This is a genomic window from Rugosimonospora acidiphila (assembly GCF_039543385.1).
In the GTDB taxonomy this organism is placed as follows: domain Bacteria; phylum Actinomycetota; class Actinomycetes; order Mycobacteriales; family Micromonosporaceae; genus Rugosimonospora; species Rugosimonospora acidiphila.
This window is the reverse complement of record NZ_BAABJQ010000035.1, coordinates 50519-65802: the sequence shown is the minus strand read 5'-3', so window position 1 is coordinate 65802 and position 15284 is coordinate 50519. Positions and strand designations below refer to the sequence as shown.

General features: G+C 72.3%; 16 protein-coding genes. 7 read left to right on the top strand and 9 right to left on the bottom strand.

Annotated features, from left to right (window positions below; all coding sequences use genetic code 11):
• Positions 1-33: 33 nt before the first annotated feature.
• Together ABEA87_RS36750 and ABEA87_RS36745 are read right to left on the bottom strand one after the other, a co-directional pair.
• On the bottom strand, positions 34-933 hold the full coding sequence (locus tag ABEA87_RS36750) for a class I SAM-dependent methyltransferase (RefSeq protein WP_345637734.1): 900 nt from the start codon (positions 931-933) through the stop codon (positions 34-36).
• An 83-nt stretch (positions 934-1016) separates the two neighbouring features.
• Positions 1017-1763, bottom strand: coding sequence for a hypothetical protein (locus tag ABEA87_RS36745; protein WP_345637733.1), 747 nt, complete (start codon positions 1761-1763; stop codon positions 1017-1019).
• Between the two features lie 477 nt (positions 1764-2240).
• Between ABEA87_RS36745 and ABEA87_RS36740 the strand changes: the two genes are divergently transcribed.
• Entirely contained in the window at positions 2241-3290 is a 1050-nt protein-coding gene (locus ABEA87_RS36740; protein ID WP_345637731.1) for a hypothetical protein, read from the top strand.
• 178 nt (positions 3291-3468) lie between these two features.
• On the opposite strand, the gene ABEA87_RS36735 is transcribed toward ABEA87_RS36740, so the two are convergent.
• Both ABEA87_RS36735 and ABEA87_RS36730 read right to left on the bottom strand, forming a co-directional pair.
• On the bottom strand, positions 3469-3684 hold the full coding sequence (locus tag ABEA87_RS36735) for an RNA-binding S4 domain-containing protein (RefSeq protein ID WP_345637729.1): 216 nt from the start codon (positions 3682-3684) through the stop codon (positions 3469-3471).
• Positions 3685-3690: 6 nt separating this feature from the next.
• Positions 3691-4614 (bottom strand): phosphatase PAP2 family protein, encoded by a 924-nt coding sequence (locus tag ABEA87_RS36730; protein WP_425571024.1) that lies wholly within the window; start codon positions 4612-4614, stop codon positions 3691-3693.
• 388 nt (positions 4615-5002) lie between these two features.
• Between ABEA87_RS36730 and ABEA87_RS36725 the strand changes: the two genes are divergently transcribed.
• The 3 genes from ABEA87_RS36725 (at position 5003) to ABEA87_RS36715 (ending at position 8352) form a co-directional block, all read left to right on the top strand.
• Positions 5003-6832: a discoidin domain-containing protein gene (locus ABEA87_RS36725; protein WP_345637727.1), complete on the top strand. Its 1830-nt coding sequence runs from the start codon at positions 5003-5005 to the stop codon at positions 6830-6832.
• A gap of 186 nt (positions 6833-7018) precedes the next feature.
• A complete protein-coding gene (locus tag ABEA87_RS36720) occupies positions 7019-7696 on the top strand; it encodes a class I SAM-dependent methyltransferase (protein ID WP_345637725.1) in 678 nt (225 codons plus the stop codon).
• A 155-nt stretch (positions 7697-7851) separates the two neighbouring features.
• Positions 7852-8352: an FBP domain-containing protein gene (locus ABEA87_RS36715; RefSeq protein ID WP_345637724.1), complete on the top strand. Its 501-nt coding sequence runs from the start codon at positions 7852-7854 to the stop codon at positions 8350-8352.
• Between the two features lie 7 nt (positions 8353-8359).
• On the opposite strand, the gene ABEA87_RS36710 is transcribed toward ABEA87_RS36715, so the two are convergent.
• Positions 8360-9613, bottom strand: coding sequence for an MFS transporter (locus tag ABEA87_RS36710; RefSeq protein WP_345637722.1), 1254 nt, complete (start codon positions 9611-9613; stop codon positions 8360-8362).
• A gap of 120 nt (positions 9614-9733) precedes the next feature.
• A complete protein-coding gene (locus ABEA87_RS36705; protein WP_345637720.1) occupies positions 9734-11278 on the bottom strand; it encodes an MDR family MFS transporter in 1545 nt (514 codons plus the stop codon).
• A gap of 164 nt (positions 11279-11442) precedes the next feature.
• Here ABEA87_RS36705 and ABEA87_RS36700 point away from each other — a divergent pair, with 164 nt between their 5' ends.
• A complete protein-coding gene (locus tag ABEA87_RS36700; protein WP_345637719.1) occupies positions 11443-12189 on the top strand; it encodes an MBL fold metallo-hydrolase in 747 nt (248 codons plus the stop codon).
• Here ABEA87_RS36700 and ABEA87_RS36695 read toward each other — a convergent pair.
• Together ABEA87_RS36695 and ABEA87_RS36690 are read right to left on the bottom strand one after the other, a co-directional pair.
• A complete protein-coding gene (locus ABEA87_RS36695) occupies positions 12186-12395 on the bottom strand; it encodes a DUF1737 domain-containing protein (protein WP_345637717.1) in 210 nt (69 codons plus the stop codon). The genes ABEA87_RS36700 and ABEA87_RS36695 overlap by 4 nt on opposite strands.
• A 184-nt stretch (positions 12396-12579) precedes the next feature.
• A complete protein-coding gene (locus ABEA87_RS36690) occupies positions 12580-12999 on the bottom strand; it encodes a hypothetical protein (RefSeq protein ID WP_345637715.1) in 420 nt (139 codons plus the stop codon).
• Between the two features lie 485 nt (positions 13000-13484).
• On the opposite strand from ABEA87_RS36690, the gene ABEA87_RS36685 reads away from it, so the two are divergent.
• Both ABEA87_RS36685 and sigJ read left to right on the top strand, forming a co-directional pair.
• Positions 13485-13925: a carboxymuconolactone decarboxylase family protein gene (locus tag ABEA87_RS36685; protein WP_345637713.1), complete on the top strand. Its 441-nt coding sequence runs from the start codon at positions 13485-13487 to the stop codon at positions 13923-13925.
• A complete protein-coding gene (sigJ, locus tag ABEA87_RS36680) occupies positions 13922-14944 on the top strand; it encodes an RNA polymerase sigma factor SigJ (RefSeq protein ID WP_345637712.1) in 1023 nt (340 codons plus the stop codon). Before ABEA87_RS36685 ends, sigJ begins: the two co-directional genes overlap by 4 nt.
• Before the next feature lie 85 nt (positions 14945-15029).
• Here sigJ and ABEA87_RS36675 read toward each other — a convergent pair whose 3' ends face one another.
• The gene (locus ABEA87_RS36675) at positions 15030-15239 is read right to left on the bottom strand and encodes a hypothetical protein (RefSeq protein WP_345637710.1); all 210 of its coding nucleotides are present in this window, start codon (positions 15237-15239) and stop codon (positions 15030-15032) included.
• Between the last annotated feature and the right edge of the window lie 45 nt (positions 15240-15284).

Here is a 15284-nt window from a genome sequence, read left to right as displayed (position 1 = left end):
ACGGTACGTAATTTTCCGGGGCGGTGGTGGCCGTCACTCGGCGACGCGTCGACCGGTCACCAGGTGGACGGTGCCCGGCCGGGGCGCGTTCGGGCTCCCGGTGGGGGCGACGGTCGGCAGGCGGCCGTAGTTGGCATCGGGCGCCCCGGGCGTGGTGATCGCGTCCAACCGCCAGCCACCGGGGAGCAGCAGCGCGCCGGGGTCGTCGCAGCCGTACGGCGGCGGCAGCCCGCGACGGGCGCAGTGGTCGCGGTACGACCGCATGGCGGGCAATTCGGTCACACCCGCGCTCATGATGTCGGCCAGCAGCAGGCTGTCGGGCCCGCACAACCCGCCGGCCGCGCGCAGCAGCGCGACGATGGACTCCTCGGCCAGATAGAAGAACAGCCCCTCGGCAAGCCACAGCGTGCGCCGGCCGGGGTCGAAGCCGGCGGGGCCGGGCCCGGCCGGCTGGTGGCGCGGGCGAGCATCCTGCACGCCGCCCTGGGCGGGGACCAGTGCGCTCGCCCAGTCCCCGGCCAGGTCCGCCTCGACCGCCCCACGGCGGCAGCGCGGCACCGCACCGCCCGAGGCCGGGTCGCCCAGCACCGCCGCCTTGGCCTCGAACACCTCCGGCCGGTCCAGCTCAAACCAGTCGAGGTCGCCGGGCAGGTCCAGCCGGTACGGGCGGGTGTCCAGCCCGGCACCGAGCAGCACCACCTGCCGCACCCCGTCCGCGACCGCCCGCAGCACCGCGTCGTCGAACCACCGCACGCGCACCGGGATGAAGGCGTTCTCACCGCCCGACGCCCGCTCCGAAGCAGCCATCGCGGCGAAGCCCCGCTCCCCGGCCAGCCGTTCGGCGAACGGATCGTCGAACAGCCGGTCGGGACGGCGGCTCTCGCGGGCCCGCACGGCCGCGATCCAGTTGGCGCTACCCGCGACCACCGTCACGCCCTCCCCCGCCGCGGGCCCCGCCCACCACGTCGTCGCGGCATCGCCGCCCGTGGTGGCCGGAGCCGGTCACCTGTTGTCCGTCAGCCGCCGAGCGCGATCAGCGCGATGATCAGCACTATCACGAACGCGGGAAGGGCCAGCCCGATCAGCGCTGTCGGCCGGGCCAGCAGCACCGGACCCGGGTCCAGCGGTTGGCGGCTCACGCCGGTCGGTGGCCGCGTCGGCTGCGGAAGGTTGGCCACCTTGCCGCGCCGCGCCAGGTTGATTAACACGGTGATCGGCGTGATGAGCACCGACGCGTAGCCGTACCAGCCACGGATCAGCGTCATGGCCGTCATCCTACGGAACGTGGCCAGGCCGCAGTCGCGGCAGAAGGGGCCCTTGAGGTGCACGAACTGCATGAAGAGGATCAGCCCATGGTGCTCGCGGAAGGTCACCTGGGCCGCCGGTACGCAGCCGCAGAGGCGGCACTGCAGCGTGCCCTCGGACGTCGCCTGACCGGGCATTTGAACGGCCGCCGGATAGCCGGTTGCCGGGTAGCCGGCCGCCTGATAGCCCATCGCCGGGTAGCCCGCCACCGGGGCGGCAGCGGCTGCCTGAGCCGGTGCGTACGCGACCGGTGCGTTGGCCGCCGGCGCGTAGGCCGCCGTCGGGTACGCGGGAGGCGGATATCCGCCCGGAGCCTGCTGCGTCTGCGGGTACCCGGTCGGCGGATAGGCGACCGGCTGCTGCGCGGGGACCTGCGCGGCCGGTGGGTACGCGGTCTGCGGGTACCCGGTCGGCGGATAGGCCGACATCGCTTGGTTTTCGTATTGGGGTGCTGACACGAGCGCCGATCATACGGTGAAGCGACGTTGTCGGGGTCCCCATATCTCACGGACGGACCTCATGAGACGAGCCGAAATCGCGGGTTCGTCGGGCGCTGGTCGGCCCGGAAACGGTTGACGCCATTGGACATCGGTACGTACGCACCGGCGCGTGGACGCGGACTCGTCGGCGGCACGCGCGACGGCCGGCTCCGCGCCGTCGCCGGCCACCGTCGACCGTCCCGTGTCGACAGTCACCGACCACGATCGGTACTCGCGCCCATCCGCAGGTCGGTCCGCCGGCGTCCGGTGAAAGTTCGCAGGGGCCCCGCCCACCGGATATCGTTATGGACTGTGACTGAGTCTGTTCATCTAACACCTGATCGCAGCGGGTCAGGCATGGCCGACGCTGACGATCCAGGTGCGAGACCCGGCGCGACCGATCCGCCGGAGCAGCGGAGTGATCTTGAACACTGGCTCGAGGACCTTCGCACCGAGATGCGCAATGATCCGCCAGGCTGGCTGGACCCCGATGCGCTGAACCCGGTACGCGAGCTGCCGAGCGAGCTGGAGCCACCGGCACCGGTTCCCGCCGCCCAGCCCCTCCCTCAGAGGCGCCCCGAACCCACCGCTCCCCCGGCGCCCCTCCAGGTCAACATCCCGGTCGCGCCACCGCAGGTCCCCGCTCCGTCCGCACCTCCCCAGGCCAACGCGGCACAGACCCAGGTCAACGCTCAGAGCCAGCCAAGCAACGCGCAGGGCCAGGCCAACAACGCTCAGAGTCCGATCAACAACCCGCAGGGCCAGATCAACCCGCAGGGCCCGACCAACGCGCAGGGCCCGACCAACCCACAGGGCCCGACCAACGCGCAGGGCCCGGTCAACGCGCAGGGCCCGGTCAACAACGCGCAGGGCCAGGTCAACGCACCGGGCCAGGTCCACAACGCCGACACCGCGGCGCGGCCGGTCGTCGTTCCGGCCCGCCCCGGCCCGGTGGCCGCACAGCCTCCGATGCCGCCTCAGCCGCCGGTACAGGCCCAGCCCCCCGCGCCGGCTCAGCCCGGTCAACCCCAGGCCGCACCTCGGCCGATGGCCCAGCCGCCAATGCCGGTCCAACCCATGCCGCAGAGTCAGCCCAACCCGCAGGGTCAGCCCACCCCGGGTCAGCCCAACGCGCTCGCCCAGCCCAACCCGCAGGGTCAGCCCAGTGCGCCGGCCCAGCCAGGTCCCGTGGCGACGCCCCCGGGTCCGGCGGCCGCCCAGCCGGGCAGCCCGGCCCCGCTCAGCGGGCCGACGCAGCTCGTCCCCGCGGTTGCGCCGACGTCGCCGGCCCCACAGTCGCCGGCCCCACAGTCGCCGGCCCCACAGTCGGCGGCCCCGCAGTCGGCGCCCCAGCCGGTCGCTGCGCCGGCTCAGCCCGGCGGCCCCGCCCGCCCCCAGCAGGCGCAGCACAGCGCCCCGGACCAGCCCGACGAGCCGGCGCGGCCGGCCGCCGAGGACGCACCCGAGGCGCCGGTCAGGATCGGACGGCACCGCAGGGAGGAGTAGCCGCCGGTGCCTGCCCTGGGCGGGGATGGGCGCTACACACCCTTCGCACGGATTATTCGCGTCGACGGCCGCCGGCTCCGGCGGCCCAAGCGCCGATCCACCTGCCCGAAGCACCCGACCGACCCGCCGGACCGGTGCGCCCGCCGGTGGCGCCTCTCCTGACGGTTCGTCGACCGGATCAGTGGATCCGCAGCCGTTGACCGTCGAACTCGATGACGTCGCCCCGCCGCAACTGCCGTCCGCGACGGACCTCGACCTCCCCGTTGACCCGGACCTCACCGTCGGCGATGACCAGCTTCGCCTCGCCGCCGGTGTCTATGACGCCGGCCAGCTTCAGGAACTGGGCGAGCCGGATCATGTCCTCCTCGATGTCCACGTCCCTCATCGAGGCCATCCGCCATCACCCTTCCACCGTCGCGTCCTCGTTCTTGGGCGCCGGCGCGACCGCCCGGGGCACCACCCGGTGCGCGGTCGCGAGCACCGACGCCTGTACCAGGCCCACGGTACCGGCGATGCCCATGGCCCCTCCCGCGTAGGCGACGAACAGCCGGGCCCGGCCGAGCGCCTCGGGCGGCGTGGTGCGCACCTGGTTGGTGAGCACCAGCGCGATACCGGCGCCGACCAGCAGCACCAGTCCGGCGGCGACGAGCGTGAGCAGGGCCCGCCAGTTGACCGGGCCGTACTCGACGCCGCCGTGGTGGCGCTGGGCCATCACGATGAACAGCCCGGCCGCGCTCGCCCAGGCACCGACGACCAGCAGCGCGGCGACCGCGTCGCTGGGGCGGTGCCAACCGGCGGACAGGGTGCCGACTCCCACGACGGCGGCGCCGAACGCGCCGACGAGGGCGCCGATCCCGCGCAGCGCGACCGGCAGCACCAGCACCAGGGCGACGGCGACCGACGCGGCGATGGTCGTGTGCCCGCTGGGCAGGCTGTTGCCCAACCCCGCGCGCGGCAGGTCGACGCCGAACCGTGGTCGGTGGATCACGCGTTTCAGGATCTCGGTGGTGGCGTTGGCGCCCGCGATGAGCAGGATCGCCGCGACCGCCACCACTATGCGGCGGCGGATCAGCGCGATGAAGCCGACGGCCGCCGTGGCGAGGATCACCGACAGCACGCTGATGGTGTCCAGGACGGCGACGACGAACCCCTCGATCCGGTCCTGCCCGATCCGGTTGCCGGTGAGCGAGACCGTGTCCAGCTGCTGCCCGTGCGGCGACTGAACGAAGAACCGGCAGACCGTCACGAAGGCGACCACCTCGGCGCCCAGCAGCACCAGCAGCACCAGGACCAGACCGACCGGCCACCGGCGCGTACGCGACAACGTCGCCGACCAACGCGAAGTCACATCCCGACTCCGTTCGATCGGGGCCGCGCCCCTCGCCCGGGTCGTGCCCTCGGCGTCGTGGAGCGCCGGACCCGCGCGGCACGGGCACGATCGTGGGCGGCGATCGCCCGCCCTCGCCGGTAATCTACCGCCGTTCCGGCCGGATCAACGGCAAACACCGGAAACGCCCGACAATCCGACATTCACCACGCTTGGCGCATTGTCGACTCCCCTGCTTGACGATTCCATCGACTTCGATAAGGCTCTCTGTCCGAGAGAGCGCTCTCTCACCGAGTACGCCGGAACCCGGCGCGCCCGCCGTCCGGGCCGGCGCGCCGGTGGCGGCGTTCGGACCCTGATGCACCGTCCCACGTCAGGAGCTGCGATGTCACCGATCCCCCAGCCGTCCCCGCCCCTGGTCCGGCGCAGACCGGCCCGCGTCACCGCGGCGCTGGTCGCCGTCCTGGTCGCGCTGCTGGCCGGCTACACCGCCGTCGCGGTGGGCCAGGCCCACGCGGCGGACACCCTGCTGTCCCAGGGCAAGCCGGCCACCGCGTCGTCCACCGAGAACGCCGGTAGCCCGGCCAGCGCCGCCGTCGACGGCAACACCGGCACCCGCTGGTCCTCGACCTTCAGCGACCCACAGTGGCTGCAGGTCGACCTCGGCGCCACGGCAACCATCGACCAGGTGGTACTCAACTGGGAGGCGGCCTACGCCAGGGCCTTCCAGATCCAGGTCTCCACCAACGCCTCGACCTGGACCACCATCTACAGCACCACCACCGGCACCGGCGGCACCCAGACCCTCAACGTCAACGGCACCGGCCGCTACATCCGCGTGTACGGCACCGCCCGGGCCACCCAGTACGGCTACTCCCTCTGGGAGTTCCAGGTCTACGGAACCCTCGGCGGTACGGTCGGCTGCGGCAGCACCAACGCGGCCCTCGGCAGGCCGGCCACCGCGTCGTCCACCGAGAACGCCGGCACTCCGGCCAGTGCGGCCGTCGACGGCAACACCGGCAGCCGCTGGTCCTCGTCCTTCGGCGACCCGCAGTGGCTGCAGGTCGACCTCGGCGCCACAGCGACCGTGTGCCAGGTGGTGCTCAACTGGGAGGCCGCCTACGCCACCGCCTTCCAGATCCAGGTCTCGGCCACCGGCATGGACCCCTGGACCACCATCTACAGCACCACCAACGGCACCGGCGGCACCCAGACCCTCAACGTCAACGGCACCGGCCGCTACATCCGCGTGTACGGCACCGCCCGGGCCACCCAGTACGGCTACTCGCTGTGGGAGTTCTCCGTGCACACGTCGGGCAGCACCGGCCCGACCACCGGCCCGTCGATCAGCCCCACGCCGACGCCGACGCCGACCGGCACCGGCAACCCGCCGCCGGCCTCGTTCTGGGGCGACACCAGCACCATTCCCGCCGCCCAGAACGTACTCACGGTCAAGGTGCTCAACCGCACCAATGGCCAGTACCCGGACAGCCAGGTGTACTGGAGCTTCAACGGCCAGGTGCACTCGATCGCCGAACAGCCCTACCTCGACATGCCCGCCAACTCCGCCGGGCGGATGTACTTCTACCTCGGCTCGCCCAACAGCCAGTACTACGACTTCATCGAGTTCACCGTCGGGCCGGCGGTGTTCAACGGCAACACGACCCGGGTGGATGCCTTCGGGCTCAAGCTGGCGATGCGCCTGCACGCACACGACGGGTACGACGTGTCCGTCGGTGAGGACTACAACACCTTCCAGGAGAGCCGGACCGCGACGTTCCAGCGGTTCATGAACTCCGTACCGACGGAGTTCAAGCCGCTCGCGCAGGACCAGGCACCGTACCGGATCCCGGCGCCGGGCAGCGACCCGAACTTCCGCACCGGCGGCCAGTACGCGAACTACTTCACCAGCTACGCCGCGTCGGTGGGCGTGAACGCGCCCACGTCGGACATCTTCGGCTGCGCGGGTGTGCTGGCCAACAACCCGGGTGAGTGCGCGGCTCTCAACCGGCACGTGGCCACGCTCCCCCAGTCCCAGTGGTCGGACCCGAGCCAGTACTACCTGGCCGCTCCGGCGAACTACTACGCCAAGTTCTGGCACGACAACGCCATCAACCACCTGGCGTACGGCTTCCCGTACGACGACTACGCCGGGCAGTCCTCGTTCATCTCGCACGGCAACCCGCAGTGGCTGGAGGTCGCGGTCGGCTGGTGAGCCGGCCCTCGGCGGTCCGGCCGCGTCCCGGCCGGACCGCTTCCGCCCCTCGCGCCCGACCCGGCTGGGCTCCCATCCGGGTCGGGCACCGTCTCAGATCGGGCACCGTCCCAGATCGGGCACCGTCCCAGATCGGGCACCGCGCCGACCATGGGCCGGCCCGAGCCCGGCGGTTACGCTGCGATCATGAACGATCCGGACCCGATGGCGCGCGCCTTCGACGACCTGGCGGGCTCGTACGACGACGCGTACCACGACGAGGTCGCCCGGCGCCTGGTCGCGCTCATCGCACCGTCGCCCGACGAATCGGTGGCGGACGTCGCGTGCGGAACCGGAGCGGTGGCGTTGTCGGTCGCGGCGTCGCGCCCGGCCGCCGGGCCCGGCGCACGCAGCGCGCCCGCCACACCCCGCGCATCCGCCGAGCCCACCGCGCCCGCCATCTTGGCCGTCGACCTGTCGGCCGGCATGGTGGCCGCCGGACGGGCCCGCGCGGACCGGCTCGGGTACGCCGCCGCGATCGAGTGGCGGGTGGCTTCGGCCGTGCCGCTGCCGGTCGCCGACGCCGTCCTCGACGTCGTGATGTGCGCCTCGTCGCTGCATTTCCTGGGCAGAGCGGCCCTGGCCGACTGGCGGCGGGTGCTTCGACCCGGCGGCCGGTGCGGGTTCACCCTGCCGGTCGCGTCCACGTTCCGCCCCGGCGGCGTCTTCGCCGGCCTGGTCGCCACGGACCTGGCGCTGCCCGAGACGGAGCCGGACGCGGTCGCGCTGGCCCGGGCCGCCGGGTTCACCGACGCCCGGGCGCGCGAGGCCACCGTGGGCTCCCGGCGCGTGATCCTCACGGTGGCCACCAGCCCGGGCGCGTGACGCCGCCGCACCGCCGCACTCCGCCGCACCCCACCGGCCGCGGCGAAAATCGCTCGTTCGCGGACGGGTGGCTCCGCTAGCGTCCCTGGACGTCCCGAGAGCACCGGACCGGTGCCCGCCGGGGATTGGCTGGTGGTGAGGACGTCATGGAACCAATGACCGAGCAGCAGATCCGCGGCTCGATGAGCAATTGCTCGCGCGGTGACGCCAAGAGCATGACCCTGCCGAGGGAGTTGGACCTGCTCGACTGGGCCGGCCTGGACTTCCTGGGCTGGCGGGACCCGAGGGCGCCCCTACGCGGGTACCTGGTCATGTGGCGGGACGGGCGGGCGGTCGGCGTGCAACTGCGCGCGGCCGAGTCGAAGATGTCCCGGCGGGTCTCGGCCATGTGCTCGCTGTGCCGGACCAGCCAACCAGGGAACAACGTCAGCCTGTTCGCGGCGCGCCGCGCCGGGCAGTCCGGCCGGGACGGCAACACCGTCGGCACGTACATCTGCGCCGACCTGGCCTGTTGCCGGAACGCGCGGATGGTCAAGCCGACGGCGAGCGTGCATCCCGCTCCGGGGCTCACCGTCGAGCAGCGCGTGGACGGGCTGCTGGCGCGCGCCGATTCCTTCGTCGCCGAGGTGCTCGGCTCGGCGCCGGTCCACGGCTGACCGGTGCTCACCGGGGTGTGGCCCCGACCCGTGCCGCGGGCACCGGTGACCGCCGCAGCGCCCGGGGCAGGGCGACACCGATCGCCAGCACCAGAGCGGCGATGACCGGCAGGCCGCCCGCCGCCCAGGCGGCGAAGAGGCCGACCGAGGCCGCATCGGTGCCCAGCCCGGCCACCGAGGTCACCGTCGCCCGCGCGCCGGAGGCGATCCGCTCCTGCAGCCGGGTGTCGACAAGGACCAGGACCAGCCGGTACAGGGCGTAGAACACCGCCACCGCGGCCAGCGCCACCGGCCGGTGCACCAGGGCGGCTGCGCCCAGCGCCAGCCCGGCGACGACCAGCACCGCGGCCATCGCCCCCCGGCCCGCCCCGGCCAGTACCGGACCCGCCGCGGACCCCGCCGCCCCGGCCAGCGGAATGCCCAGCACGGCCACCGGTACCAGCGCGGCGGGCACGCCCCAGCCGGCCGCCATCAGCGGGAAGTACTCGTCGATGGCGTCCACGCCGCCCAACGCGGCGGCCAACAGCACCGCGGCGCGCAGGGGCGCACGGGTAAGGATCTCGGCCAGCCCGGTCCGGAGCATGGCCAGGTACGACCCCCGGCCGGCGTGGTCGGGAGCCTCGCCGGCGTCGGGAAGGCGTCGCGATCGCTCGTCCGCGTCGCAACCCGGCTCGGTCACGCCGCCGCAACCCGGCTCGGTCACGCCGCCGCAAGGCGGCTCGGTCGCGCCGCCGCGAGGCGGCTCGGGCAGCCGGTACGCCAGCGCGGCGACCGCCAGGCAGCAGGCCACGCTGACCCAGCCAACCAGCGGGTACCCGCCGATGCGGAGCAACGCGCCCCCGGCCAGGGCGCCGGGGATGGTGGCGAGCAGGCCGGCCGCCTCGACCCGACCGAACACGGTCGCGAAGTGCCCATCGGCGCCCGAGCCGGCCAGCCCGTCGTACAGCAACGCCTCGACGGTGCCACTGATGAGCGCGACGCTGATGCCCCAGAGCGCGAAGCCCGCCGCGAAGCCGGGAAAGCTCGGCAGCCCGAGCCAGAGCCCGTACCCGCCGGCCTCCAGCAGGGCACCGGCGACCAGTGCGCCCCGGCGGGAGTACCGGTCGGCCACCACCCCGGCCGGCACCTGGGCCAGCACGCCGACCACCGACCAGATCGCGAATAGCGCGGAGATCTGGGTGCCGGTCAGGCCGGCGTGCGTGAACAGCAGCGCGTAAAGGGAGTAGAACGGGACGGTGCCGGACAGCGCGGCCCAGCCCACGGTCCGCCGGGCCAGCCGGCGCGCGGGCGCCGGTACCGCGGGCGTGGTTACGGTGCGTCAACCAAAGCGCATACCCGCGACTGTAATGGCCTCCCCGCGGCCTGACCAACGAATTGAGGGTCAGCCGGCGGCGTGCTCGGGCGTCACGGATTCGGCGGGCTCGGGGGTAGCGGTGCGCCGCGGCATGAACAGCAGCACCGCGATCCCCACCGCCGCCACCGCGATCAGCGCCTGGAACACGTGGTGCGTCGCCTCGTACAGGCTCGCCTTGAGGTACTCGGCGACGTCCGTCGGCTGCCCGGCGCTGCCCAGTACCACGCTGGTGGCGTCCGGGCCGCCGGGGATCCGGCCGGCCAGCGCGGCCGGCGGGTGCGACAGCCGGTCGTTGAGCGTCGCGTTGGCGATCGCGCCGAACACCGCCGCGCCCAGCGCGCTGCCGATGGAGCGGAAGAACATGTTGGTACCGGTGACCACGCCGCGCCGGTCCCAGCCCACCACCGACTGCGCCGCCACCAGGATCGGGCTGGCGACCAGGCCCAGCCCCACCCCGATGACGAAGCACGCCCCGGCGAGCGCCAGGGCACTGGTCCGCTCGGACAGCAGCGCGCACATCACGGTGCCGACCACTACCACGCCGCTGCCGATCAACGCGGTGTCGCGGAAGCCGATGCGCAGGTAGACGCGGCCGGACACCGAGGAGGCCAGCGGCCAGCCGATGCTCAACGCGGCCAGTACGAAGCCGGCCACCACCGCCCCCAGTCCGAGCACACCCTGGGCGAAGTTGGGCACGTACGAGCTGAGCCCGATCAGCACCGCGCCGACGATCAGCGCGGACAGGTTGCCGCCCACCAGGGACCGCTGCCGGAACACCCACAGCGGCAGCACCGGCTCGGGCGCCACCCGCTCGACGAACACGAACCCGACCAGCAGCGCCGCGCCGGTGGCGAAGATGAGCACGCTCGGCAGCGACCGCCAGGCCCAACTGGTGCCGCCCTGCAGGGTACCGAGGATGATCAGCGAGCAGCCGGCGATGAGCAGCGCCGCCCCCGGGTAGTCGACGCGGTGTTCGCGGCGGGTGATCCGCTCCTTGAAGTGCCGGGCGAGCATCCAGGACGCGGCCATGCCGAGCGGCACGTTGATGAAGAAGATCCAGCGCCACGACACGTACTCGGCGAAGACGCCACCGAGCGTGGGCCCGAGCACCGACGCGGCGCCCCAGACTCCCGCGAGGTAGCCCTGCACCTTCGCGCGCTCCTCGATCGAGTACAGGTCGCCGACGATGGTCATGCTGATCGGCTGTATCGCGCCCGCGCCGATGCCCTGCACCGCCCGGAACAGGATCAGCGTGAGCATGCTCCAGGAGAAGCCACACAGCACCGAGCCGGCCAGGAACACGGCGATGCCGAAGAACATCACCGGCCGGCGACCGACCACGTCGGCGAGCTTGCCGTACAGCGGCACGGTGACGGCCTGGGTCAGCAGGTACACGGAGAAGAGCCAGGGAAAGTCGGCGAACCCGCCGAGGTCGCGCACGATCGAGGGCACCGCGGTGGCGATGATGGTGCTGTCCAGGGCGACCAGCCCGGTGCACAGCATGACCGAGAGCAGCACGGGACCCCGTTCGGACCGGAACCCCACCCCGGCGGTCTGTACCTGACTCGCCATCGCACCGCCTTCCCTCGACCCGGCCACCGCAGACGCGTGGCTCTCATCGATGATGCCGGACGGCGGCGCCCTCGGGTCCCATCGCGTGGGCCGTGTCACGGTCCGGCCGACGGATTCGAAGATTCACGGCCCGTCCCGGCCCGACCCGGCCATAGAGTCGTGGCATGCGATTGACCGTGCTCGGGGCGTGCGGGGCGTGGCCCGCGGCGGGCCAGGCGTGCAGCGGTTTCCTCGTCGAGCGCGACGGCTTCCGGCTGCTGGTCGACGTCGGTTACGCCACCGTGCCCCGGCTGCTGGAGCACTGCCCCGCCAACCGGGTCGACGCGGTGTTCGTCAGCCACGGGCACCCGGACCACTGCGCGGACCTGAACCCGCTGCTGCGCGCGCGCTCGCTCGGCGCGGCCCGGCCGCCCCGGCCGCTGCCGGTGTACTCGCTGGCGGGTGCCCTGGACCGGGTGCTCGCGCTGGACCGCCCGGGGATGCTGGACGACGCGTACACGCTGCACGAGTTCGGCGCCGGCGAGCAGTGGGAGATCGGCCCGTTCCGGGCGTACACCCGCCTGCTGCCGCACTGGACGCCCAACGCGGGAGTGCGGCTGGAGGCCGGCGGGCGGGCGCTGGCGTACACCGGTGACACCGGCCCGAGCCCGGAGGTGGTGGAGTTGGCGCGCGGCGCCGACGCGCTGCTGGCCGAGGCCAGCTTCGCCGACGAGGTACCGGAGGACTCGCGGCACGACCTGACCAGTGCCGCCGACGCCGGACGACAGGCCGCACAGGCCGGGGTCGGTCGGCTGGTGCTGACCCACCTGTTCCCGGACACCGACCCGGATGCCGCGCGGGCCGCGGCGACCGGGGCGTACCGCGGCGACATCGCGGTCGCGGCCCCCGGCCTCGTGGTGGACCTGCCTTAAAGGCTGTTGGCGGTGGTCTGCGCCGGCGCTGTCCAGACCACCGCCTGAGCGACGATGACGTGCTCGCCGTCGTAGGTGACGGCCGGGCCGCCATGCAGGCGGTAGCCCAGGTCCAGTGCCTCACTGACCCTGCGGCAGAACCTCTCGTCATCCGGTCCGGTGAGCACCCGGTAACGCGGGAGGCCGTCCGGCGGCCCATCCTCCATGGCGACCAACCTCACCCACACCGCTCGCGACCAAGATCTGTCCACACGGTACCCGGGCAACGTGCGCTCTGGAGAAAGTCGGGTGGGCCGAGGTGTCACCCCGTACGGGAGACGGCACGCGCGGACAACCGCGGCGGCCGCCATCGACCCCGGCCTCACCCCCGTGAAATCGGGCCCGCGGCGGCTAGACGGCCGGGGTCTGGGGCGCGGCGGCCGGGGTCGCCTGTGCCGGAATCGCGGCCGGAACCACGGTCATCAACGAGTCGAATTCGTCGCGCCAGTACCGGTTGACGTTCAGCCGGGTCGGCTTCCCGCCGGTCGGGAGCTGCACGTACATCGAACTCCAGACCCGCCCCCGCTTGACCCGCTGCACCGGGAAGGCGTTACGCGGGAAGGAACAGACCACGTCGCCGGGGCGGTTGGTGAACCGGTTGGCGGAGTTGACGACCACCGTGGTGTTGGTGAGCGTGATGAAGTAGAACCGCCGCGTCAGCGCGACGATGAGGCCGAGGAACGGGATCTCGTCGAACAGTCCGTTGAGCCACGGGCTGGGCCCGGTCTCGCAGTGCACGCACGCGATGAACGTCTCCCCGGGCGGGGCCACGCTCGTCAGTTTCTCAATGACCTGCTGCTTTTGTTTAGCGCGACGAATAGCCATAACTCACCTGCCAGACAATCGGTACACCGCATCAACCGCGGTGAAACTGGCCGAGGTTAGCAGGCCGCCGTCGGCACGGTTAACCGCCGAACGGTCGATGGATGCGGGCTATCGGAGTGAATACGGCGGCCCGCGCGGCGCGGCGGCCACGACGGACCGGCCGGAACCGGCAGCAGGCCCGGGCGCTGTTGCGAGCCGGCGCGCGGGCGAGGCCGTCGCGCGCACCCGCGCCGACTCCTCGTGAACGGGCACGGCACGGCATGGCGGGGCAGCACGGCATGGCGGGGCAGCACGGCATAGCGGGGCAGCACGGCACGGGCCGCCGCGGCGATCGGTGACCCGAGTCATAATTCGCCGGAACTGTCACGCGGGGTGCGGTCGCACCCGTCTTCTCACTGTCTGCCACCGAGGTGAGAGGGGAATGACAGGCCATGAAGGAACGCATGCGGATGGAGAAGGTGGCACCGGGTGGGTACCGGAAAGTATTTGAATTGCACACCTACAGCCAGGAGAATGTGGACCCGGCGCTGCTGGAACTGATCAAGGTCCGGGCTTCGATGGTCAACGGTTGCGCCTTCTGTGTCGACATGCACAGTGCCGACGCGATCAAGGCTGGGGAGACTCCTCGGCGCCTGTTCGCCCTCTCGGCGTGGAGGGAATCGCCGTTCTTCTCGGAGCAGGAACGGGTCGCGCTGGCGTTGACCGACGCCGTCACGAAGATCGGCGAGGACGGCGTTCCCGATCAGCTGTGGGATGAGGCGCGGGCGATCTGGTCGGAGAAGGAAGTGGCCGACCTCGTGATGGCGATAATTATGATCAACGCTTTCAACCGGATCGCGATCACCACCCGCAGGCTGCCCGAAGACGTGTGAGTATCGCCGCACCCACCTCCGGGCGGCCGGATGAATACCGGCCGCCCCGGACGACTTTTTCCTATACTTCCGCGGTGGCAGAGGCTCCGAGTCAACCGCGGGACGAAGCGCCCGGTCGACCGGGAGACGAAGGTTCCGGTCGTCCGCGGGACGAGGAGGGCGCGGAGTTCCAGCGGCACCGGGCCAGGCTCCTGAAGGTCGCCTATGGGTTGCTGGGCAGCTTCGCCGATGCCGAGGACGTGGTCCAGGAGGCCTGGTTGCGGTGGTCCGCCGCCGACCGGTCGGCGATCGCGGTCCCCCACCGCTTCCTGATGACGGTGGTCACCCGACTGTCGATCGACCGGATGCGGCTGGCCTACCGCCAGCGCGAAACCTACGTCGGTCAGTGGCTGCCCGAACCCGTGCTCATCCAGGAGGGGCAGCCGCTGGGGCCGGCCGACACCGCCGCGCAACGCGAAACGCTGTCATTGGCCATGCTGCGGGTGCTGCAGCGGCTCTCCGCACCCGAACGGGCGGTGTTCGTCCTGCGTGAGGCCTTCGACCTGCCGTACGCGGAGATCGGCGAGATTCTCGGGCTGAGCGGGGCTCACGCCCGGCAATTGCACCGGCGTGGCGCCGCCCACCTGGCCGGCGACCGCGCCCGTTTCACCGTCGACCCCGGCGTCCACCGTGACCTGGTGGAACGGTTCGTACTCGCGGCCCGCACCGGCGAGAGGGAGACCCTCGACGGGCTCCTGGCCCGGGACGTGACGTTGTGGAGCGACGGCGGCGGCAAGGCGCGGGCCGCGCTGCGGCCCGTATCCGGCGCCGAGCGAGTCTCCCGATTCGTGATCGGCATCATCGCCAAGCAGTCCTCTGTCGACCTCAGGATCGCCGAACTCAACGGTCAGCCCGGACTGCTGATCCGGCTGGGCGCGCAATGGCAGGCCTGCTCGTTCGAGGTCGCGAACGGTCTGATCACCGGTGTGCAATTGATGGCCAACCCGGACAAGCTCGGGCGGCTCATTCCGGCGCGGTGAGCCGCCGCGCCCCGGGCGATCGGGACACGTTGCTCAGCGTGGACGCCGGCGGGCGCGCGACACGCCCGCCGGCGAGTCTGTACGACTACGCGCGGGAACCGCCCGTGCGGCGTGCCCAGCGGCCACCCAGTACCAGCAGCACCAGGCCGACCACGGCGACGATCGGCCCGATCACGGCCCACATGGTCTTCCCGCTCATCGCGGATCCGCCCATGACATCGAAGCCCTGCAGCGACCACAGCAGCCCGACCAGCACCAGCAGCACACCCAGGACGACCGAAACCCAACCCTTCACGGGTCGCCTCCTCGAAACCAGCGGGACCGATTCGAGGGCCGCACG